Origin of the sequence: Acidisoma sp. L85 (assembly GCF_009765865.1) — a bacterium.
Taxonomy (GTDB): domain Bacteria; phylum Pseudomonadota; class Alphaproteobacteria; order Acetobacterales; family Acetobacteraceae; genus Acidisoma.
Map to the genome: position 1 here is coordinate 182,515 of NZ_LMUQ01000052.1, position 21,364 is coordinate 203,878.

16 protein-coding genes are annotated in these 21,364 nt (G+C 61.8%); all 16 read left to right on the plus strand.

The genetic code is table 11. The features are described 5' to 3' along the window. Positions 1 to 12: 12 nt before the first annotated feature. Positions 13 to 1,026, plus strand: coding sequence for an ABC transporter permease (locus GSQ83_RS16610; RefSeq protein WP_158803986.1), 1,014 nt, complete (start codon positions 13 to 15; stop codon positions 1,024 to 1,026). Positions 1,027 to 1,094: 68 nt separating this feature from the next. Further along, positions 1,095 to 1,889: an ABC transporter permease gene (locus tag GSQ83_RS16615; RefSeq protein ID WP_158803987.1), complete on the plus strand. Its 795-nt coding sequence runs from the start codon at positions 1,095 to 1,097 to the stop codon at positions 1,887 to 1,889. Continuing rightward, complete coding sequence (locus tag GSQ83_RS16620) at positions 1,889 to 2,857, plus strand: ABC transporter ATP-binding protein (RefSeq protein ID WP_158804205.1); 969 nt, start codon at positions 1,889 to 1,891, stop codon at positions 2,855 to 2,857. The genes GSQ83_RS16615 and GSQ83_RS16620 overlap by 1 nt, the downstream gene beginning before the upstream one ends. Continuing rightward, positions 2,854 to 3,930 (plus strand): ABC transporter ATP-binding protein, encoded by a 1,077-nt coding sequence (locus tag GSQ83_RS16625; protein ID WP_158803988.1) that lies wholly within the window; start codon positions 2,854 to 2,856, stop codon positions 3,928 to 3,930. The genes GSQ83_RS16620 and GSQ83_RS16625 overlap by 4 nt, the downstream gene beginning before the upstream one ends. Beyond that, positions 3,927 to 4,775 (plus strand): SMP-30/gluconolactonase/LRE family protein, encoded by an 849-nt coding sequence (locus GSQ83_RS16630; RefSeq protein ID WP_158803989.1) that lies wholly within the window; start codon positions 3,927 to 3,929, stop codon positions 4,773 to 4,775. Before GSQ83_RS16625 ends, GSQ83_RS16630 begins: the two co-directional genes overlap by 4 nt. Positions 4,776 to 4,807: 32 nt before the next feature. Continuing rightward, positions 4,808 to 6,487: a N,N-dimethylformamidase beta subunit family domain-containing protein gene (locus GSQ83_RS16635; protein WP_158803990.1), complete on the plus strand. Its 1,680-nt coding sequence runs from the start codon at positions 4,808 to 4,810 to the stop codon at positions 6,485 to 6,487. Positions 6,488 to 6,489: 2 nt separating this feature from the next. Then, complete coding sequence (locus GSQ83_RS16640) at positions 6,490 to 8,748, plus strand: penicillin acylase family protein (protein WP_158803991.1); 2,259 nt, start codon at positions 6,490 to 6,492, stop codon at positions 8,746 to 8,748. A gap of 176 nt (positions 8,749 to 8,924) precedes the next feature. Then, positions 8,925 to 9,890 carry a GAF domain-containing protein gene (locus GSQ83_RS16645; protein WP_158803992.1) on the plus strand — a complete coding sequence of 322 codons (966 nt, stop codon included), beginning with the start codon at positions 8,925 to 8,927 and terminating at the stop codon, positions 9,888 to 9,890. A 134-nt stretch (positions 9,891 to 10,024) separates the two neighbouring features. Further along, positions 10,025 to 11,569, plus strand: coding sequence for an aldehyde dehydrogenase (aldA, locus tag GSQ83_RS16650; RefSeq protein WP_216850251.1), 1,545 nt, complete (start codon positions 10,025 to 10,027; stop codon positions 11,567 to 11,569). A 95-nt stretch (positions 11,570 to 11,664) separates the two neighbouring features. Then, on the plus strand, positions 11,665 to 12,729 hold the full coding sequence (locus tag GSQ83_RS16655) for an ABC transporter substrate-binding protein (protein WP_158803993.1): 1,065 nt from the start codon (positions 11,665 to 11,667) through the stop codon (positions 12,727 to 12,729). An 84-nt stretch (positions 12,730 to 12,813) separates the two neighbouring features. Beyond that, the gene (locus tag GSQ83_RS16660; RefSeq protein WP_158803994.1) at positions 12,814 to 14,301 is read left to right on the plus strand and encodes a sugar ABC transporter ATP-binding protein; all 1,488 of its coding nucleotides are present in this window, start codon (positions 12,814 to 12,816) and stop codon (positions 14,299 to 14,301) included. A gap of 9 nt (positions 14,302 to 14,310) precedes the next feature. Next, entirely contained in the window at positions 14,311 to 15,309 is a 999-nt protein-coding gene (locus tag GSQ83_RS16665) for an ABC transporter permease (RefSeq protein WP_158803995.1), read from the plus strand. Positions 15,310 to 15,741: 432 nt separating this feature from the next. After that, positions 15,742 to 16,359, plus strand: a complete 618-nt coding sequence (locus GSQ83_RS16670; protein WP_256367239.1) for a YceI family protein — start codon at positions 15,742 to 15,744, stop codon at positions 16,357 to 16,359. A 936-nt stretch (positions 16,360 to 17,295) separates the two neighbouring features. Then, positions 17,296 to 18,438, plus strand: coding sequence for a site-specific integrase (locus GSQ83_RS16675; RefSeq protein ID WP_158803997.1), 1,143 nt, complete (start codon positions 17,296 to 17,298; stop codon positions 18,436 to 18,438). A gap of 91 nt (positions 18,439 to 18,529) precedes the next feature. Further along, positions 18,530 to 19,552 (plus strand): LLM class flavin-dependent oxidoreductase, encoded by a 1,023-nt coding sequence (locus GSQ83_RS16680; RefSeq protein WP_158803998.1) that lies wholly within the window; start codon positions 18,530 to 18,532, stop codon positions 19,550 to 19,552. A 376-nt stretch (positions 19,553 to 19,928) separates the two neighbouring features. Next, entirely contained in the window at positions 19,929 to 21,233 is a 1,305-nt protein-coding gene (locus GSQ83_RS16685; RefSeq protein WP_158803999.1) for a glycosyltransferase, read from the plus strand. Positions 21,234 to 21,364: the final 131 nt, after the last annotated feature.

Below are 21,364 nucleotides of genomic sequence, written 5' to 3' on the forward strand. Positions count from 1 at the left end.
GCAGGTCGAAGCATGACGGTTTTCCTGCTCAGGCGGGTTGGCTGGGCGATCCTTGTTCTGTTTGTCGTGGCGACACTGACCTTCGTGTTGAGCCACGTCGTGCCGGCGGATCCGGCAGCCTTCCTGGCGGGCCAGAATGCGACTGCCGATACAGTCGCGCGCATTCGCGCCGAATACGGGCTCGACCAGCCATTGCTGATACAATATCTGAGCTACCTGAGAGGTCTGTTGCACGGAGATTTTGGCATCTCCTTGCGGACCGGGCGACCGGTCTCCGAGGATCTGGCGAGCTTTCTGCCAGCGACGCTCGAACTCCTGTTTTTCAGCTTCGCGATCTACGTTGCGACCAGCTTGTTTCTAGCAATCATCGCGGCGAAGCGGCCAGGCGGCAGGCTCGATTCCGGGATCCGCCTTTTTACCATGCTGGGCAGCGGCATGCCGGTCTTCTGGTTAGGCATGGCCCTACAATTTCTATTTTTCTACAAGCTGGGACTGCTTCCCCTGGGAGGCCGATTTCCTCTCCGGGCCATCGCCCCACCAACGGTCACCGGCTTCCTCTTGGTGGACACTTTGCTTGCTGGCCAACCGGGCGCCTTTCTTAGCGCGCTCAGCTGCCTTATCCTGCCGTCGGCAGCAATCGTCCTGAACCTGTTGGCCGTGGGGACCAGGATGTCGCGGGCCGCGCTGATCTCGGAATCCGGTAAGCAATATGTGCGGACGGCGAGGGGCAAGGGCGTTGGACCTCGGCGCATCCTGTACCGGCACGTGTTACGCAATGCGATGACGCCGATTCTGGCGTCCACCAGCATCCAGTTCGGCTATATGATAAGCTGGGTGATCCTGGTTGAAGTGATTTTCGACTGGCCGGGCATCGGACTTTACGCCTATCAGTCCTTCCAAGTCTTCGACTACGCACCCGTCGTGGCGCTCGCATTGGTGTCGACCGCCGTCTTTTCCATCATCAACGTGCTCCTGGACATCCTCTATCCCATCATAGATCCCCGCATGCGGAGCCTTCGCGCGTGAGCGCGGCCGCACCCCCGAGTGAGTCGAGCACTCCCGGGCGCCCGCACGGCGTCTCGGCGGAGCGTGTGATGGTTGTCTTGTCGTGGCTTTTCGTCCTGATGCTGGTCTGCTTCGCTGTTGCGCCGAGCCTCATTGCGCCGCGCAACCCTGTCGCACTCGACATCCTCCATCGCCTGCAACCGCCCAGCTTCGCCCATCTCTTCGGCACGGATGAGGGCGGGCGTGATGTCTTCTCCCGCGTGGTATATGGTACGCGGTATTCGCTTGGCATCTCGGCCGCCATCGTTCTGAGTGCTGCCGTCTTCGGCGTTGTCTATGGCGCGCTCTCAGGCGTGGGACCGCGCTGGCTCGACGAAATCCTAATGCGCATCGTCGACATATTCTTTGGTTTTCCCGCGCTGGTGCTCGCCCTGGCGGTTGCCGCCGCTCTCGGGCGGGGATTGACCAGCGTGGCCGTGGCACTGTCCCTCATCTGGTGGCCGGGCATCGCGCGGCTGGTGCGGGGTGAGGTGCAGCGTATTCGAGAAAGACCGCATGTCGAAGCGGCACGGGCTATCGGCGTATCGCCCACGTCACTGATCTGGCGGCATATCCTGCCTTTCGTGATGCAGGAAGTGAATGTGCGCGTGACAACCGATATCGGCTACGCGCTCGTCGCCGTCACGGCCTTGTCCTTCCTCGGGCTCGGGGCGCAATCCCCGACACCCGAATGGGGATTGCTTATCCGTGATTCACAGGATTATTTCGGTTCCGCTTGGTGGTATCTGGTCTTCCCCGGCGTGATGATCATGGCAACGACCGCCGCCTGCTCGATTATTGGTGACTCACTTGCGTCTCATCGGGAAAGCGGTGTCGCGCCGTGATGCTGCAAATCCGCGATCTTTCCGTAAGTTTCGGCCGACGGCGCGCGGTCGATGGCGTGTCTTTCGACGTGGAGGAGGGCGAGTTCTTCCTGGTGATCGGCGAGTCCGGGTCCGGAAAATCGCTGACCGGAGGGGCAATCCTTGGACTCAATCCCAGTGGTTCCACCCGCACCGGCTCCATTCGCTTCAAGGGACGCGAGATGCTCGAGCTGCCGGAGCGGGAATTGCGCCACTTGCGTGGCGACCAGATCGGTATCGTCTACCAAAATCCCTTGAGCGCGATGAACCCGGTCATCCGCGTGGGTGATCAAATCGCGGAATCGATCATCGTTCACGGCAAGGGAAGCGGCCGCGCGGCCGCGACCCGCGCCATCGAACTGTTGGAACGCGTGCATATCCCCGATCCGGCCCGCGTCGCGCAGGCATTTCCGCACGAGATCAGTGGTGGAATGCGGCAGCGCGCAATGATCGCCATGGCGCTCGCTTGCGGACCGAGCCTGTTGATAGCGGACGAACCGACGACGGCGCTGGATGTGACGATCAAAGCGCAGATCCTCGAATTATTCGCGGAACTCAGGCGCGAGCGTTCGCTCACCATCATCCTGATCACCCATGACATGGGCGTGGTCACGCAACTCGCGGACCGCGTGCTGGTCATGTATGCCGGCAAGGTTGCCGAGGTTGGTCCGGTGGAGACCATCATGAACCAGCCGGCGCATCCCTATACAAAGGCGTTGATGCTGAGCGGCGCGATGTCGGACGCGCCATTTAAGAGCGTGTTGCAAGTCATTCCTGGCTCGGCGCCGACCCTGGATGCGCGACCTCTCGGCTGTCGCTTCAACCCGCGCTGCGCCTATGCCCAAGATGATTGTCGGGCAACGATGCCGTCGCTGCGTCCAATTGCAGGCAGCCTGGCCGCTTGTCATCACCCGCTGGTTGGGTTTCGGCACTCGGAGCTGGTTGCGTGACGCCGCTGCTCGAGCTTGAAGACGTCACCAAGGTGTTTGGTGGTCGCAGAGCCGGCGCGACGGTTCGGGCCGTCGATGGCGTGACCCTGCGTGTCGGTCGCGGTGAAACGCTGGGCGTCGCCGGGGAGAGCGGCTGCGGGAAATCGACCCTCGCCCGTCTCGCGCTGCGTCTCATGGACGCGACCGACGGTGTGGTTCGGTTTGACGGCCAGGATGTAACGCATCTCTCGTCGCTGGGCTTGCTGCCGGTGCGCCGCCGGATGCAAGCTGTCTTTCAAGATCCGCTCGCCTCCTTCAACGCGCGTGAAACCGTGCGCCGGATCATGCGCGAGCCCTTCAACGTTCACAGTCTCAGCCCATCCGGCGGCATCGACGCGAAGATAGAGGAGCTGCTGACCTCGGTTGGTCTCTCGGCGACGGACTTGGACAAACGCCCGGACGAATTCTCCGGCGGTCAACTTCAGCGTATCGCAATCGCGCGGGCTCTTGCGGTAGAGCCGGAGCTGATGATCGGCGACGAGCCGACCTCTGCGCTGGATCCCTCGATCCAGGCGCAAATCATCAATGTTCTGCTTTCGATCCAGCGCGATCGGAATGTCGCTTTTCTCATCATCTCTCATGACCTCGACGTACTTGGGCATATCGCGGACCGGCTTGCGATCATGTATTTGGGCGTGGTGGTGGAAACCGGCCCGGGACCGGCATTGATGGCCGGTCCGCTGCATCCCTATACCCAGGCGCTCCTATCCGCGGCACCTACGCCGCGTGCACGCCGTAACCAGCAGTGGAAGCGCGTTCTGCTGCCAGGCGATCCCCCTAGCCCCGCGCATGTGCCCGCTGGCTGCCGCTTCCATCCTCGCTGCCCCATTGTACAGCCCGACTGCCGAACGACCGTCCCTGTATTGCGGGCGGTTGGCCCCGATGGCACGCAGGTGGCTTGCCACTACGCACCCGAGGAGACTCAGACGCAAGGCAGGGCGATCGCCGCGGCGAGACTCGGGCACGATGGCGATCCCCCGCCGACGATCTCGCCGGGACAGCATGGGGTTCTCGCATCGGGGGACCGGATATGACGACGCTGCAAGTCCATGTCGAGGGTCTAGGCTTTCCCGAAGGCCCGGTCGCGCTGCCGGATGGGTCGATCGCTTTCGTGGATCTCGTTCATTCCAAGATACTGGCATATCGTGACGGCGTTTGCCGGGAACTCTGTTCGGTTCCAGGCGCACCTAATGGAATGCGCCTTGGGCCTGACGACGTTTTGACGGTCTGCAACAACGGCGGTATTGGGCCGATTGCAAAAGGCTTGCTGGGCTTTGCGGATCCGCAGATTAACGGCCGCCTGCAGAAGGTAACCCTAGACGGACGCTGGTCCGACTTCGCCACCGATCTGCCGGGCGAGCGGCCCAACCGCCCCAACGACCTCGTTTTTGCCGCGAATGGAATCGTTGTCTTCACCGATCCGCAGAATTGGGATGTGCTGCACGAGGCGCAGGGTGCAGAGCGCTATCATGGCGGGCAGCTGTTGCTCGCGAAGCCGGACGGCACGGTGTCGCGTTTGGCGAAGCTGACGGGATTTCCCAACGGTCTTGTCTTTCACCCCGACGGCTCCCTCCTCGTCGGGCTTTCGACCGAAAGTCGCATCCTGCGGTTCCCCTGGCGCGGAGATGCGGTTGGCCCGGCGGAGGAGTGGTACAGCTTTGACGACCGCTTCGCGCCCGACGGCATGGTGTTTCACGATGATCGCTTCTATGTCACCGGCAGCACCGGCGATCGCGTCGCCGTACTTGATCCTGCCGCGCGGGTAGTGAGTGTCATCGACACCGGGATTGGCAGCGACCCGACGAATTGCTGCGTCCACGACCGAAGATTATGGGTGACGCTGGGTCTTCCTGGCCGACTCGTTTCGATCGATATCTAGGCACCTCTCGCGATCGCTCTAGGATTACTGTCATGCTCTACAAAAACGACGCGGCCCGCCTGTCATTCAACCGCATGAATGTCGGCCCCAGCTATCTTGGCCCGAGGCACGCGGATCACAGCTGGAACGAGGTTCGCTGGTATGATGGTCCGCGTGAGGATCCGGCCTGGCCGGAAGTTCACACCTATACAAACGCCATCTCGTACCTGCCGGGCGAGGAAGTCGTCTTTCACAGCAGCACCACGGCATCCGTCTGGACCCTCGCGATCGTGCGGGACGGGTTGCATCCTGTCCGTGTGCATCTCGCCGCGAACTTGCCCGGTCATTTCACAGCCGCGCCAAAGGACGCGTACAGCCACGGCTGCGGCTGGCCGGCGGCGCATCGCTGGCGCATCCCGGAAGATGCGCCTTCCGGCTTCTACCGTGTGGAATCGACCTGTGCCCGGCGGGACGAAGGCGTTTTCGTCCAGCATCACTTCTTCGTCGTGCGCCCGATGGAGCGGACGACGAAAGGACGGCTGCTGCATGTCCTGCCGACCTCCACATGGATGGCCTATAACGACTGGGGCGGCGCCAATAGCTACCTCGGCGTCAGCGGTCCGGATGCCAATCTTGCTTCGCCCGAACTAAGCCTTGAGCGCCCCTGGACGCGCGGCATCGTCTGGCTGCCGGATGGCGCTCCCCGGCTCTGCACCAGCAGCCAGGAACCCAAAGCGCCGCCGCGTTACGAAGTGAAGGAATGGGCTTACGCAAATGGCTTCGGCTTTTTCTACGCGGCCTCCGGCTGGGCACAGTATGACCGGCACTTCGCCATTTGGGCAGAAGCCGAAGGATATGGCTTCGACACGATTACGCAGACCGACATGCATTACCATCCCGAAATTCTCGATGGCTATGACTGCGTGGTAATCGTCGGTCACGACGAATATTGGTCACGGGATATGCGAGTTGCGATAGAGAACTACGTCGAAAAGGGCGGCAAGCTGGCACGGTTCGGGGCGAATTTCACCTGGCAAATTCGGCTTGAGGAGCGGGGCCGCAAGCAGGTCTGCTACAAGCATCGCGCGCCTGCCGAAGATCCCGTTCGCGACACGCCCGACGCGCATCTCCTCAGCACTGCCTGGGAGGATCATCGCGTCGCCTGGCCAGGATCGTCCACCGTTGGGGTCAATGGGCTGGGCGGCGTTTATGCCTCCTGGGGCGGTTTTGTTCCGCGCGGGTCGCGGGGGTTTACACTCTATCGGCCGGAGCACTGGGTCTTTGCGGATACCGACCTGACCTATGGGGACGTGTTCGGTGCCGAAGCCCGGATTTTCGCCTATGAGGTCGATGGCGTGGATTACACTTTCCGTGACGGACTGCCATATCCGACAGGGGCGGATGGCACGCCAGCGGAGGTCGAGATCTTGGCGATGTCTCCAGCCGTCCTTGCCGAGGGAGAGTATAACGGCTTTGGCTACAGGCATTACATCGGCAGCCACGACCAATACAGCAAGGCGGATATGGTCCATGGCGCCCAGACGCCTGAGGTGCTGGCTAAATCGAAATATGGCGCGGGCATGCTCATCGCCATGAAGCGCGGGCGGGGGGAGGTGGTGACGGCCGCTACCTGCGAATGGGTCATGGGTCTAAAACGTGGCTGCTTCTATACGCAACAAATTACACGCAATGTTCTCGACAACTTCCTGCGAACGGAAGAGTCTGGCGTCTGATTATGTCAAAGCCCGGCGCGATTGTGGAGATGTTGCGTGACGAGTGGGGTATTCCCCATATCAAGGCGCGTGGCAGGCAGGATGCGTTCACCGCTCTCGGCTATGCGCATGCGGAGGATCGCCTCTGGCAAATGGAGGCGCTGCTGCGCCGTGGAACCGGCCGATACGCGGAATGGCTCGGGCAGGCTGCCGTGGGGGGTGACGTTGTGGCGCGCCGGCTCGACACCGCGGGCGCGTCGCAGCGTGACTATGCTGCTCTTAACAGCGAAACGCGCGCGATGCTTGAGGCTTATGCCGCAGGCGTCAACGCCTTCATCGGGATCGGTCATCGCCCCGTTGAATACGGCATCCTGAACGCCGAGCCTGACGCTTGGCAGCCATGGCATTCGATCGCAGTGATGCGGCAGATCGGCTTTCTGATGGGGTCGGTGTGGTGGAAGTTGTGGCGAGCGGTCGCGCTGCCGATCGTCGGCGTGGCGAACGTGGCCAAGCTGCGTTTCGATGATGGCGGCAACGAATTGCTGTGCTTGCCGCCCGGAGTGGAGACGGGTGCGTTTACGGCCGAACTGCGAGAGTTGAAGCCCGGCATCGAAGCCCTGCTCGGAACCGCCGCTCCGGATGTCAGCGATGGCGGCAGCAACAACTGGATTCTCGCGCCGGATCGCACCGAGACCGGTCGGCCTTTGCTGGCTGGCGATCCGCATCGCGTGCTGGAAATGCCGAACATGTATGCGCAGGTGCATCTCGCCTGCGACGAGTTTGATGTCATCGGGCTTACCGTGCCTGGCGTTCCGGGCTTTCCACATTTCGGCCATAGCGAGTCGGTCGCATGGTCGGTCACGCATGCTTTTGTGGATATCCACGACCTCTATGTCGAATGCTTCGGCGATGGCGGCGCCACCGTGCTTTTTCGCGATACATGGGAACCGGTGCGACGCCGGCGCGAGACGATCGGGGTACGGGGCGGTGCGGATGTCGCGGTCGAAGTGGTGGAGACCAGGCACGGACCGGTCATCGCGGGTGACCCGGCAAGCGGCTCAGCGCTCGCGTTGCGCTCGATGCAATTCGCGGAGACCGACCTTTCGTTCAACTGCATGATCCCGATGATGCGGGCCGAAAACGTCGCCGCGCTGTACGAGGCAACGCGGGACTGGGGTATGATGGACCACAATCTCGTGGCTGGTGATGTTGCCGGTAATGTGGGCTATCGCGTGCGCGCCAAGGTACCGCGCCGTCCACGATCGAACGGCTGGTTGCCTGTGCCGGGCTGGACCGGTGCCCATGAATGGGACGGCATGGTGCCGTGGGAAAGCATGCCGTCCGCCATCAATCCGCCGGGTGGCGTCATCGTGACCGCGAACAATCGCGTGACGCGCGATGATGACGATGAATACCTATCGACCGATGCCATGCCGCCGCATCGGGCGCGACGCATCTGGCGGCGTCTGGCGATGCTCGCTAAAGCGAATGTCGATGACATGGCCGCGATCCACCGCGATGTAGAAACCATTCCCGGCCAGGAATTGCGGGACCGCCTGCGCGGTTTGGCCGGGATTGAGTCCGTGGCGATCGCATTGCATCGCCTGATCATGGAGTGGGATGGGCGCATGGATCGGGATTCGGAGGGAGCAAGCGCCTATATCGCCGTGCGCCTCGCCTTGACTCGGTTGGTTGCCTTGCGCTCGGGCCTGTGCGCGGCGGGCGACGCCCCCTATGCCCAGGCGGCGCCCGGGGTCATTCCAGAAAACCAGCTCTGGTGGATCGTTCCCAGCTTGCTGCGCGCCGATGACACGTCGCTGCTGTCAGGAGCGTCCTGGGATGACGTTCTGCGAATGGCGCTGCGGGACGCGGCCAACACCAAGCTCGAAACCTGGGGGCGCCTACATCTGCCCCGTTTCAAACATGCTCTTTCGGCGGCGTTTCCTAAGCAAGCGGCGGCGCTCGATCGTTTCTCGGCGGAGGTCGGTGGCGACAACGACACCGTCTTCGCGACGGGTTGTTTGGCGAGCGTCGGTACCCGCGCCGTATCTGGTTCACTGTGCCGCTACGTGTTCGATGTCGGCGCTTGGGACAATTGCCGCTGGATCGTGTTCCACGGGGCCTCTGGCGATCCCGACAGTTCCTGGTATCTCAATCAAAATGCGCGATGGGCGACTGGCGATATGGTGCCCATGCTGTACGACTGGAATCAGGTCGCGGCTGGGGCGACGGCCCAGCGTCGACGGCGATTCAGCGACGGGCGCGTTTATCCGGATGAATAAGGGCCGCCGATATAAAGATCTATGCGCGCGGCGAACATTTAGCGAACGCTCGTCGTTTATCGGCTTGACAGCCAGAAGGCGCCTAAGTGTGATCGCCAGGCTCAAAAGGTCTAAGCGTCCGCGACGGTTCTCGCGGTGCCGCGGAGCCTCCCGGGCCACACCGCTGCGGAAAACGCATGACACAAGTGATAAGCAAGCATGTCCAACGCGTAAGAACCGCAGTCGCCTCGGATGAGGCTGCTCGATCGGCAATTGTCGCGTCTTGGCGACGCTGCACACTCAATTATGGTCTCGACCCCGCTGGCAAGGTCCCCCGTCGGCTGCTTTCCGGTGCCGAGTTGAGGGAGTCCCACCAGCGTCTCGAGCCATTGATCTCAGTGGCACGCCCGACCCTGGATCGGTTGCAGGCCGTGGTCCTTGGCATGGGCTGCTGCATTCTTTTGGCGGGTCACGACGGTGTTCCCGTCCACTGGCGCGGTCGCGACGCGGATATCGAGGATCTACGCCGCCTTGGCCTTTGGCCTGGGGTCGATTGGAGTGAGCGGAACGAGGGAACCAACGGTGTCGGCACATGCCTTGTCGAGAAACGTGAACTGACTATCCATCGAGAGGACCACTTCCACGCACGTGACGTCGAGATGAGTTGCGCCGTCGCACCTATCTTCGATCACCAAGGTGAGTTGGCCGCGGCTCTCGACATTGCCTATTACGGAAATGCACCTTCCGACGGCTTGATCGGTTTATTGACCTTTGCCGTCCGGGAAGCCGCCTGGCAGATCGAAGCGGCCAACTTCCGCAGTGCCTTCGGCAGCGCCCGGCTCATTTCCATACCCGATGGCACACGCGCCTGCATGGGCTTGCTCGCAGTCGATGAAGACGACATCGTGCTGGGAGCGACGCGAGCGGCTCGTTTGATGCTAGGCGTCACCGATGGCGCCTTGCGCAGCGGCATCCCTGCATCAGACCTCCAGAGGGGGGCAATCGATCATGACGATACGATTGCCAATGCCGAGCGCGGAACAGTCAGGCGGGCGCTTGCGCGATCTGGCGGCAATATTTCAGCCTCGGCAAAAGTCCTCGACATCAGTCGAGCGACAATGAAGCGCAAGGTCAAGCAACACAATCTTCGCCGAGAGCATTGACCCGGCAAGTAGTCCCGTCAATGGATAGGACTAACTATTTCAGGCCAGGAACATCGGCCTAAGTGGCTCATCCTTGAGCCACTTAGGCCGATGCAAATCACCGTAGGCGAGTGACGGCCGGTATCGAACAGAGCATGGTCGTCCCAAGGCATAAGACGGACTTGCTCGATCCGGCCGATACGGGAGACGAAACCATGAGTGCGAAGGCTGCATCTGATCACCATTTCCAGCACTACACCAACGTCGATCACGATTATCGCAATTTTGTGGGCGGCAAGTTCGTGCGAACCGGCTCCAGTTTGATCGATGTCAAGAATCCTGCGACCGGCGCTTTGATCGGGCGGATACCAGACAGCAGCGCCACCGATGTCGATGCAGCGGTCAAGGCTGCTCGCAAGGCCCAAGACGGTTGGGAAAAGACCCCCGCAGTCCGGCGTGCGGGATATTTGCGCACCATCGCGGCGAAGCTGCGTGAACGCAGACTCGAGCTCGCCGACCTCATTCTCCGCGAGCAAGGCAAGATACGGAGCCTCGCGCAAATCGAGGTGGATTTTACGGCCGACTATATCGATTACATGGCCGAATGGGCGCGCCGGCTTGAGGGCGAGGTTCTGACAAGTGACCGGCCGAACGAGACCATATTGCTGTTACGCAAGCCCATAGGCGTTGTCGCCGGTATCCTGCCGTGGAACTTCCCATTCTTCTTAATCGCCCGCAAGATGGCGCCAGCCTTGGTGACGGGCAATACCATCGTCATCAAGCCAAGTGAGGAAACGCCGCTCAACGCGTTCGCTTTCGCCGAAATTGTGGCCGAGACCGATCTTCCCGCTGGCGTATTCAACGTCGTCGGTGGACGGGGCGCGACCTGCGGGGAGGCCCTGGTCAGCCATCCGGGCGTCGATCTCATCACATTTACCGGCAGCGTTAAAACGGGCTCGCACATCATGCAGCTTGCCGGCAAGAACCTGACCCGCGTCAACCTGGAACTGGGCGGCAAAGCGCCCGCGATTGTCCTCGCCGACGCTGATCTGGATCTCGCCGCCAAGGCCATCTACGACTCCCGCGTCATCAATACCGGCCAGGTCTGCAACTGCACGGAGCGTGTTTACGTCGAGCATGCCGTGCACGACGCGCTGGTGGAGAAGCTCAAAACCCTCTTCGAAGCGACCCGGTATGGAGATCCTTCGGCCGAGGACGATCTTCATATGGGGCCTTTGGTCAACCAAACCGGCCTGGACAAGGTCAGCGCTGCGGTCGAGCAGGCCAGGAAAGACGGGGCAACCATCGTCTGCGGTGGTAAAATAGCGGATCGGCCGAGCGGGTATCACTACGAACCGACCATCATCACGGGTGGCCGAGCAGATATGGGGATAATGCGCGACGAGATCTTCGGCCCGGTCCTGCCGATTCAGGCAATCGGTAGCCTGGACGAGGCGATAACACTCGCCAACAACTCGGAATACGGACTGACCTCGGCGATCTTCACGAACAATATCAATGCGGCCCTCAAAGCCAGTCGTGAGCTCAAATTTGGCGAGACCTACGTCAATCGGGAGAGCTTCGAAGCCATGCAAGGCTTCCACGCCGGGCGCCGGCGTTCCGGCATAGGTGGCGCGGACGGCAAGCATGGGCTCTACGAGTTCACGGAGACGCATGTGGTCTATATTCAAGGCCAGTAGAGAGGCTTACGAAGGGAAGAGCACGAGCCGGCATCGAAAGTCGAGCCGCCGGTGGACTGGGCATCGCCAAACAAGAGTTAAAGAGGAAACGAAACATGTCTCGACTGTCTACTATCAAAGCGGCTATAGCCGCGGCGGCGGTATTGGGCTTTTCTTCCGCAGCGATGGCTGCGGACAAGCCGACCATCGGCGTCGTCGTGCCGACCCTCGATGCGCAGTTCTGGAACAAGGATATAAGCTTCCTGAAGACGGGGGCCGCGCAGCTCGGCGTGAACCTGATAGTTCTGAACGCCGACAACAAGCCCGACCAGATGATCCAGTCGATCCAGGATCTCGTTGCCCGGAAGGTCGACGGCATCATCTCCGTGGGCTATTGGTCGACAGGCGCTCCCACCATTCTCTTCGCCAAGCGCAAGGGCATTCCGGTCATCCTGACGGATAGCTATCCGAAGTTCTCGCCCCAGACCGGCAAATACACGAATTACATCGCCTTCGTCGGACCGAGCGATTTCGACGCCGGCTATCGGATGGGCAAGGCGCTTCTCGCTGAAGTGAAGCCCGGCGCGGACGGCAAAAAGGTGATCGGCATCGTCAACGGAACGGCCGGCACTTCGGTCGCCATCGATCGCCGCAAAGGCCTCGCCCAGGCGATCACCGAAGACGGCAACGTCAAGATCGCCGGCGAAGTCGACGGCAACTTTGTGCGCGACCAATCTCAGTCCGCCTTTGAGGCGCTGTATGAAGGGCATCCTGAAATCACTGGCGTCTGGGCGGGCAATGACGCCGAGGCTATGGGCGTCATCGCGGCGCTGAAGAGTAAGGGCAAGGTTCCCGGCAAGGATGTTCTGATTTCCGCCATGGACCTCAACCCCGAGAATGTGGACGAGGTAAAGAGCGGCGAGCAGCTCTATGATATCGGCGGCCACTGGGTACAGGGCGGCATCGCGCTGGTCGTCATGTATGACTACCTGCACGGCCACAAGATCGCCGCGGACGACGCCACCATCAAGCTCAAGCTGCTGCCGATGACGAAGGCGCAGGTCGACCAGTATGTGAAGGACTATCCGGGCGGACAGCCTGCTTATGACTTCAAGGCCCATTCCAAGACCTACACCGCGAATGCGCCTTCCCCTGCCTATGAGTTGCACTACTCCAACTAAGACTCCGACACGCCCGGTTATTCGCCAGGCCCGCCGCATGCGGCGTGGTCTGGCGAACCGGCTATTTCAGGCACGATCCGATTCATGACGCTGGTTGCCGCGCATCTCTACAAGCAGTTCGGACCGACGCGAGCAGCCAGCGACGTGTCGATCACGCTGCGGACGGGAACGGTTCACGCCATCGTCGGTGAGAACGGTGCCGGCAAGTCCACCACGCTTCGCATGCTGGGCGGCGCCACACGCCCCGACAGCGGAGAGATGACGCTGCGCGACGCACCTTATGCTCCGCAGTCCATCGTCGATGCGACATTGCGCGGCGTGGCGCTGGTGCATCAGGAAATCACCATCAACCGCTCGCTGAACATCGCCGAGAATATCTTCATCGGCAACCTGCGGAGCTACGCACGACCGCTTGGGATCATGAAGCGGAAGCAGATGGCGACGGTGGCGCAGGCGGCCCTCGATCGCATCGGCGTCGATATTTCCGTCTCCACCAGCATCGACCGCCTCAATCTCGGTGAGTTGAAGTGCATTGAGATTGCCCGGGCGATCTCCTCCAATCCGAACACCCTCCTGCTCGATGAATCGACGGCCTATCTCGATCATCGGGAAGTGGATGCCGTGCTCCGTGTCATGCGAGAGCTGAAGTCTCAGGGCATGACGATTGGCTTCGTCTCGCATCATCTTAGCGAAGTGCTGGCCGCCGCCGATGATCTAACGATTCTCAAGGACGGACAATTCGTCGGCTCCTTTCGCGCGACGGAGGTCGAGGAGGGCGAGATCCATCGCCTCATGGTCGGACGCGATCTTACGCACGGCACCTATCCGCCACGGGCATCGCCGCCCGCTCTATCCGCTCCGGCGATTCTGCGCGCGGAGAAGGTCGCAGTCGGCCGGGAGCTGAACGAGATCACCATCGAGGTACGGCGCGGCGAGATCCTCGGCCTCGCCGGTCTGAAGGGTGCCGGGGCGGAGGCGCTGTTCGCCGGCATCGTCGGTGACGAGCCTCTGCGCCACGGATTTATGCAGCTGGCGGGCAAGAATTATCATCCGAGCAACCCGCGCGCCGCCTGGAAGCATGGGATCGCCCATCTTCCGGGCGATCGCGGCAATGAAGGGCTGATCGCGGGATTCAGCGTGCTCGACAATCTGGTCATGGCGCGGCCGCCGAGGCGAGGGCCATTTTTCGACAGGTCGCGCGCCCGCGCGATGTCCAAGGAGCTCATCAAGCTCATCGGCATCCGGACCTCGGGCGCGGATGCGCCCTGCCGCTCCCTCTCGGGCGGGAATATGCAGAAGGTCGTGCTGGGCAAATGCCTCGCGGTGGGTCCGGAGCTGCTCCTCCTCAACAATCCGACGCGCGGTGTGGATGTGGGTGCACGCGTTGAGATCTATGGGCTCATCCGCCAGAAGGCGGCCGAGGGCCTTGCCATCATCCTGTCGTCGGAGGATATGCCGGAACTCATCGGCATGTCGGACCGTCTCGTTGTTCTCCGCCAGGGTGTGATTGCTCGTGAATTTCCCTCGGCAGAAGGCGTCCAAGAGCATGACGTCGTCCAGTATATGACCTGAGGCAGGGTGATGAACGAAGTAAGCGGTGTGAACGCCGGAGACGATACCGTCATTCCAGTTGGCGGCTGGAAAGTTCCGCGGATCGACCTGCTGCGGCGTGGGTTCCCGCTGATCTTCCTCGTTATCCTGATCACCGTCTTCACCATCATGTCGCCGCGCTTTCTGTCGCTGGACAACCTCTCGACGGTGCTCGAACAAGGTACTGTGCTGCTCGTCGCGGCGCTGGGGATGACCTTCATCATCATGGCCGGGTCGATCGATATCTCGGTTGGCGCGATCGTGGCAGTCTCGGCGCTGGTGGCGGCCCTGACCGCGGATACGCTCGGTGCCTGGGCGATCATCCCCGCCATCGCGGCCGGGGCGCTATGCGGCTGCATCAACGGCCTGCTTTTGGCGGTGGGCAAGGTGCCGTCCTTCATCGCGACGATGGGCACCATGGTCGTCTACCGCGGTCTCGTGCTGTATTTCACCCGCGGCGCACCGGTTTCGATCGATGACGATAGCTTCCTCGGAACCTATTCGGACTATTCCTGGGGCATCCCGCATTCCGTGATGATCGGTCTCGCTTTGGCGCTCCTGGCCTGGGGCATCATCAACTACACCGTCTTCGGTCGCGAGGTTCGGGCGATCGGCGGCGGCGAGCGTGTCTCGATCCTCACCGGCATTTCTGTCACTCGCGTCAAAATCTTGATGTTCGTATTGTTGGGAGCGCTGAGCGGTATGGCCGGGCTGCTGCAAGGCGCGCGCACCATGGCGGCGACATCGCAGCTTGGCCTGGGCCTTGAACTCGACGTCATCGCGGCGGTCGTGGTCGGAGGCACGCCTTTGACTGGCGGTTTGGGCAGCATCGTCAACACTATGTTGGGTGTGCTGATCATCACCTTGCTGTCGAGTGGCATGAACATGGCAGGCGTCGATCCTTACCTCCAGAATATCATCAAGGGCGCTGTGCTGATCTGCGCGGTCTTCGTGACGATCGACCGCAAGAAGATAGGAATCATCAAGTAATGGCGAGCTCGGGTTATGGGCAAGCGCCTCATTCTCTGTTGCGCGCTTGCCCTCTCCTTGGAGTTGCGAGATAGCGGAAGTCACGGCCGAACTGAGCACTGCTGGGCTCGGTCGGTTGGTCGGTCGGTCGGGAACGGCTTGCCGCCCTGCCACGAGCCGATTCGCCTCGAGCAAAATAGGGGCTGAGGTTTGGGCGAGGCCGAGCTGGGTGCTGAGCGCTATCAGTTTGTGGATGGTCGCCTTGCGCTCTTAGACACAAGGCTCTGAAGCGAGCTGGCTGCCCAGGCCTGCCGGAGACCATGGAGCGCATTCCGTGCGATCATCACGCGCTGGACGGCGCGGCATCGCCAGACAACCGAGAAGAAAGATGCGACCATCATGTCGGCTCCCACGGCTTCAGCCGTCCCGAGGTCACTTGTATTGGAGGACCACATGTGGAAGCGACTTTTGACTGCCCTGGCGATCGGCGCCGCCATCTACCCGGCTTCCGGAGCGCGCGCCCAGCTGCCCCCAGGTGTATTCGCGGGTGAACCTGACGCAACCTTGGCGCCCCCAGGAGATTACGCCCTTGACACCGCTCACACGGCGGTGCTCGCCAAGGTCTCGCACATTGGCTACTCCCTGAGCGTCTTCCGCTTCGATCGGGTCGAAGGAACGCTACACTGGGACCCAAGCGGCGCGGCCGACGCCCTTGACGCGGCAGTTGAAACGGCGTCGATCTCCACCCCCGTGCCGGGATTTTCGGCGCAGCTGGCTGGGCCGGAGTTCCTGAACAGCGAAAGCTTTCCGCAGGCGCGCTTTATCTCGACACGCTTCGCAAAGATCGACCCCACGCACGCGCGGGTTGAAGGAGAGTTTACCCTGTTCGGGAAAACCGCTCCTCTGACGTTGAACGTTGAACTCATCGGTGCGGGCAAGGGCATTATGGGACATCCTCGGCTCGGCGCCGAAGCGGTGGGAAGTCTCAAGACGGCCGACTTTGGCCTTCCAGCCGTTCTTGGTCCCACCGTGCAGCTGGTCATCGATGCTGAATTTGCCCGCACGAATTGACCCTCCGGACGTGGACGATAATCGAGAGTGGGGAGAGGGAGGGTGAGGTGGCGGCCGTTGCAACCCGGGGCTTCAAAGCGACGGGTCTGATCAGCAGGACAGGCGCGCTTCTGACATCTACCGGGTAGATACCATGACGATCTGGACACTATTGACGTTCACCGTGCGGCACGATTGATACTGCTCTTTCAAGCGGACGTAACTTACTGCAGTTTTCGGATAGCGTTCCGACTGACTTGCTTGATCGTGCAAAAGCGCTCATCGGAGCGTGGCGCGACACCGGGCGTCCAATAGTCTTCGCCAATTTTCACTCTCGGTTCTAACCACGAATCGGTCTATGAAAACAATTTTCTCACAGTAAATATCAAGAAGACGGGATTATTTCGCGAGCCGACGCCCGTAACTGGACTTGATGCGGCCGGGGTAGCGAGCAGTGGCGTGCTGCTATCTAGTATGGGCTGGTCCAGCGATGCCGACTATCACATCCATATCCTGCGCGATTGCTGTTATGATCCGGACGCGCAAGCACACGAAGCATTGTTTCGAACCAGTTTTGCAACCCGCGCTCTCATTATCTAGCGCGGCATAGCCGCACGACGTTATCCACGAGGCACTCAGGGTTAGTCCGCAAGTCTTTATGTTTTGCGTAGGCTGCCGAGCGACTGCGTCCATCATTCCTCAAGCTGCGCAAGGTTTATCGTCTCCGCACGACTTGTCACAATGCCGCTTTTAGGCGGCTTCATTCGAAGGCTCCTGACATTTTATTGACGTCGACTTGACTGACATCGCCGCGGAGCAAGGGCAAACACACCGCTGAGTTCCGTCGCTTCGTGGATACCTTGTAGCAAGCTTGCGCAGCTTGGACGGTACTTCCTCTCATTGAGTGATGGTGACCTGAGCCGGGCGTCTGATTTTAGGTGAGAAGAACCAGTTGCCATGGTTGCCGGCAGGACTCAGACTGTGCGCAGCCTCGCGGGCAAGTGTGGCGGAGGGTTTTGGGGCAGCATGGCGGCTGAGGTGAGCATCGCGGTTCTGCCGCCGGACGTGGACCAGACTTCGCCGGCGGCGCGGCGCGTGATGCGGATCGCCGGCGAGGCGCTGCCGCCCGAACTGGCCCATCTCGCGACCGGGGCACTCGGCGATGCCCTGGCGAAGGCTGTCAACTACTCTCAGCGGTCCGTGTCGCCGACCACCGAGAAAATCTACGCCGACGATTGGAACGCCTTTCGCGACTGGTGCCTCGATCATCGAGCACCCTATCTGCCGGCACCCCCCGCGATCGTCGCCGCCTATCTCGCGGGACGCGCGGCGACACTCGGGCGCAGCGGATTGCGCCTGGTGCTCGCCGCCATCGCCTTCCATCACCGCCGCGCCGGCCATCTCTGGTCGTCCGGCGATCCCGTCATCGCGACCGTCATGCGCGGCATCCTGCGCGAGCAGAAGCGCCCCGTGCGGCCGGCCGCCGCCATCACCTCGACGGAAATCCGCCTGCTGCTGAGCGGCTGCGGCGACGATCCTGGAGGGGCCGCCGGACTGCCGGGCCTGCGCGATCGGGCACTGCTGCTGACCTGCTTCGCCGGCGGTCTGCGGCGCTCGGAACTCGTGGGGCTCGACCGCGAGGATGTCCGCTTCACGCCGGAGGGGCTGGTGCTGCGCATCCGCCATTCCAAAGGCGACCAGGAAGGCGAGGGGGCCGATGTCGGGATCGCCCGTGGCAGCCGGCCGCATACCTGTCCGGTGCGGGCCATGGAGATCTGGCTGCGCCGTGCCGGCATCACCTATGGCGCGATCTTCCCGCGGCTGACCGCGGCGGGCACCAATGAAGGGCGGTTGACCGGCAATGGCGTGTGGAAGATCCTCCGCCGTCTGGCGGCGCAAGTCGAAATGGTGGTCGATGACGGCGAGCGCCTCTCGCCGCATGGCATGCGCGCCGGCTTCATTACCGAGGCCTATCTGAACGGCGCGCTCGACGAGCAGGTGATGGCGCATGCCCGGCAAAAGGACGTCAACACGACGCGCCGCTACCGCAAACGCGCGAAAACCGTCGCCGCCAGCCCCACCAAGCTGCTGGACCTCTGAGCATGGCCGGACCGACCGCTTCGGGCGCCGGTGGCCGCCGCGTGATTGCAGTGGTGTCGGGCGGCTCCATTACATTGGTAGGTTCCGCCTCATGAAAAAGATCGGCTTTCTCTCGTTCGGGCATTGGACGCCGTCCGCGCAGTCGCAGACACGATCGGCGTCGGATGCCCTGCTGCAATCCATCGACTTGGCCGTTGCAGCCGAGCAGCTGGGCGCGGACGGCGCCTATTTCCGCGTCCATCACTTCGCGCGACAGCTGGCTTCGCCCTTTCCTCTGCTGGCGGCCGTGGGCGCCAAGACCAGCCGTATCGAGATCGGCACCGGGATCATCGATATGCGCTACGAGAACCCGCTCTACATGGTTGAGGACGCGGGCGCGGCCGACCTTATCGCCGGCGGCCGGCTGCAACTCGGGATCAGCCGTGGCTCGCCGGAGCAGGTCATCGATGGATGGCGCTATTTTGGCTACAACCCGACCGAGGGCGAAAGTGATGCCGATATGGGTCGGCGCCACGCGGAGGTGTTCCTCGATGTGCTCCGTGGCGAAGGCTTCGCGAAGCCGAACCCGCGACCGATGTTTCCGAATCCGCCGGGCCTGCTACGCCCCGAACCTCATGCGGCGGGGCTGCGCGAGCGGATCTGGTGGGGGGCCGGTTCCAACGCCACAGCGGTCTGGGCGGCGAAGCTGGGCTTGAACCTGCAAAGCTCGACCCTGAAGGATGACGAGACTGGAGAGCCTTTCCACATTCAACAAGCCACCCAGATCCGGGCATTCCGCGCCGCCTGGAAGGAGGCTGGACACGCCCGAGCGCCACGTGTCTCGGTCAGCCGCAGCATCTTCGCCCTGATGAATGATCGCGATCGCTCTTACTTCGGACGCGGAGGCGAGCAGGAGGACCAAATCGGCTTTATCCACGAGACGACCCGAGCCATCTTCGGTCGGAGCTACGCCGCTGAGCCGGATGTTCTCATTGAACAACTCAGAGGTGACGAGGCGATCTCCGAGGCTGACACGCTGCTCCTGACGGTCCCAAATCAGCTGGGTGTCGCCTATTGTGCGCATGGCATCGAGGCGATTCTCACGCACGTCGCGCCTGCCCTCAATTGGCGCTGATGTCACCGACAGGTCGAAGCGCAGAATGAGCGATCTGCCTACGCCAAGCGATGGGAATAATATAGGGCGCATGCGAGGAGCGTAAGTCGGCGGCAGCTAGCGTGAGATGGCGGCCGCCACCTTGATCGTTCCACGCGAGGAACGCGGCTTCGTGACAGGGGATCGGCCGACTCATCTTCTACGTACCCGTGCTTTCCGCCATGTGAAATGCGTCCGCGACATTGACGCCGAGATACGCAGCGGCCGCTAGGTTCGAGTGTTGCAGTGGTAACGCTAATGGGCCAAGCGCAAATAGTCTCGTAATCGAGGGCTGGCACCCTTCTGCGATCAGACTGCCTCGTCGATCAGTGGCAGTGCTGCAGCGAAGGATGCGTTCATGAGAATACTGATGGCTTCGACGCCAGCGACGGGCCACATCAACCCGCTCGTGGCGATCGCCCGATTTCTGGTGGATGACGGCCATGATGTTGTCTTCCATTCGGGAAGCGAATTTCAGCGTCGTATCGAAAGCAGCGGGGCCAGGTTCCAAGCGCTTCTCGGCAAAGCCGATGTCGATCTCCGAGACCTGCCGGCCATCGCGCCAGAACTCGCGAGCATGGAACCTGGGTTGGATTGGCTGCGTATCGCCTTGGAGAGGATCTTCATCGACAGGATTGCCGACCAGACTGAAAGTATCCAGAAAGGACTCAGAGAATTTTCGGCAGATGCGATCATCGCCGATGATATGTTCTTTGGCCTGTTGCCGATGCTGCTAGGGCCGCGCGCGAGCCGGCCCCCTGTCATCGTTTGTGGGACCTCCATTCTCCACTGCCGCCGGGCTGACGGGGCGCCCCTTTTCCTCGGCCTGCCGCCCGCCACCACGTCCGCCGAACTCGAAGAGTATGAGCGTATTGCCGCTGACTATGACGAAAAAGTTACGCAGCCGTCCCTCAAGAAAGCCAACGCTGAACTCAAGGGTTTTGGGCGCGGCGCTCTAACGACCCCCATCTTTGAGGCTATCGTCGCGCTGGCGGACACCTACATGCAATTGTCCGTGCCAAGCTTCGAGTTCCCCCGCGACCTGCCGTCTTGCGTGAACTTCATCGGTGCGCTTCCGATCATCCCCAATCAGGCTCCACTGCCGTCTTGGGCGGCCGATCTGGATGGGAAGCGCAAGGTTGTCATCGTCACGCAGGGCACCGTCGCCAATCATGATTTCGGTCTTCTGATTGGCCCTACCCTCGCGGCACTTGCAAATGAGCCCGACATTCTCGTGGTGGCGACCGGCGGCGGCCGTTCGGTCGACGCCATACCGGGTCCGATTCCATCCAATGCTCGCCTGGCGGAGTATCTGCCGTTTGAATGGCTGCTTCCAAAGGTCGATGTGATGGTCACAAACGGCGGCTATGGCAGCGTCAATCAATCGCTGAGTTGTGGAATACCGATCGTTGCCGCGGGGATGACGGAGGATAAGGCCGACGTCAATGCCCGCATTGATTGGTCAGGCGCAGGAATCAATCTGGGGACGAACCATCCGACGCCAGAAGCCATCAGAGCCGCCGTGCGGGCGGCATTCGAGAATCCCGATTACCTGAGGAACGCGCAACGCCTGGCCGCCGAGTTTGCGATCTTCGACGCCAAGTCTGAGACACTGCGCCTGTTGGGGCAATATAGCGCCGCTGGCCAGTCTCGCGCGGCCTAAATGAGGCGGCCAATTGGACACGAATGCGTCCATCAACGCCTACAGCACAGCCCCGTCGGCCGCCGCTGCATCGGCGTTGGCAACAGACGCGTTGGGGATAGCACCGCGATGACCGTCGATCTCTTCATAGA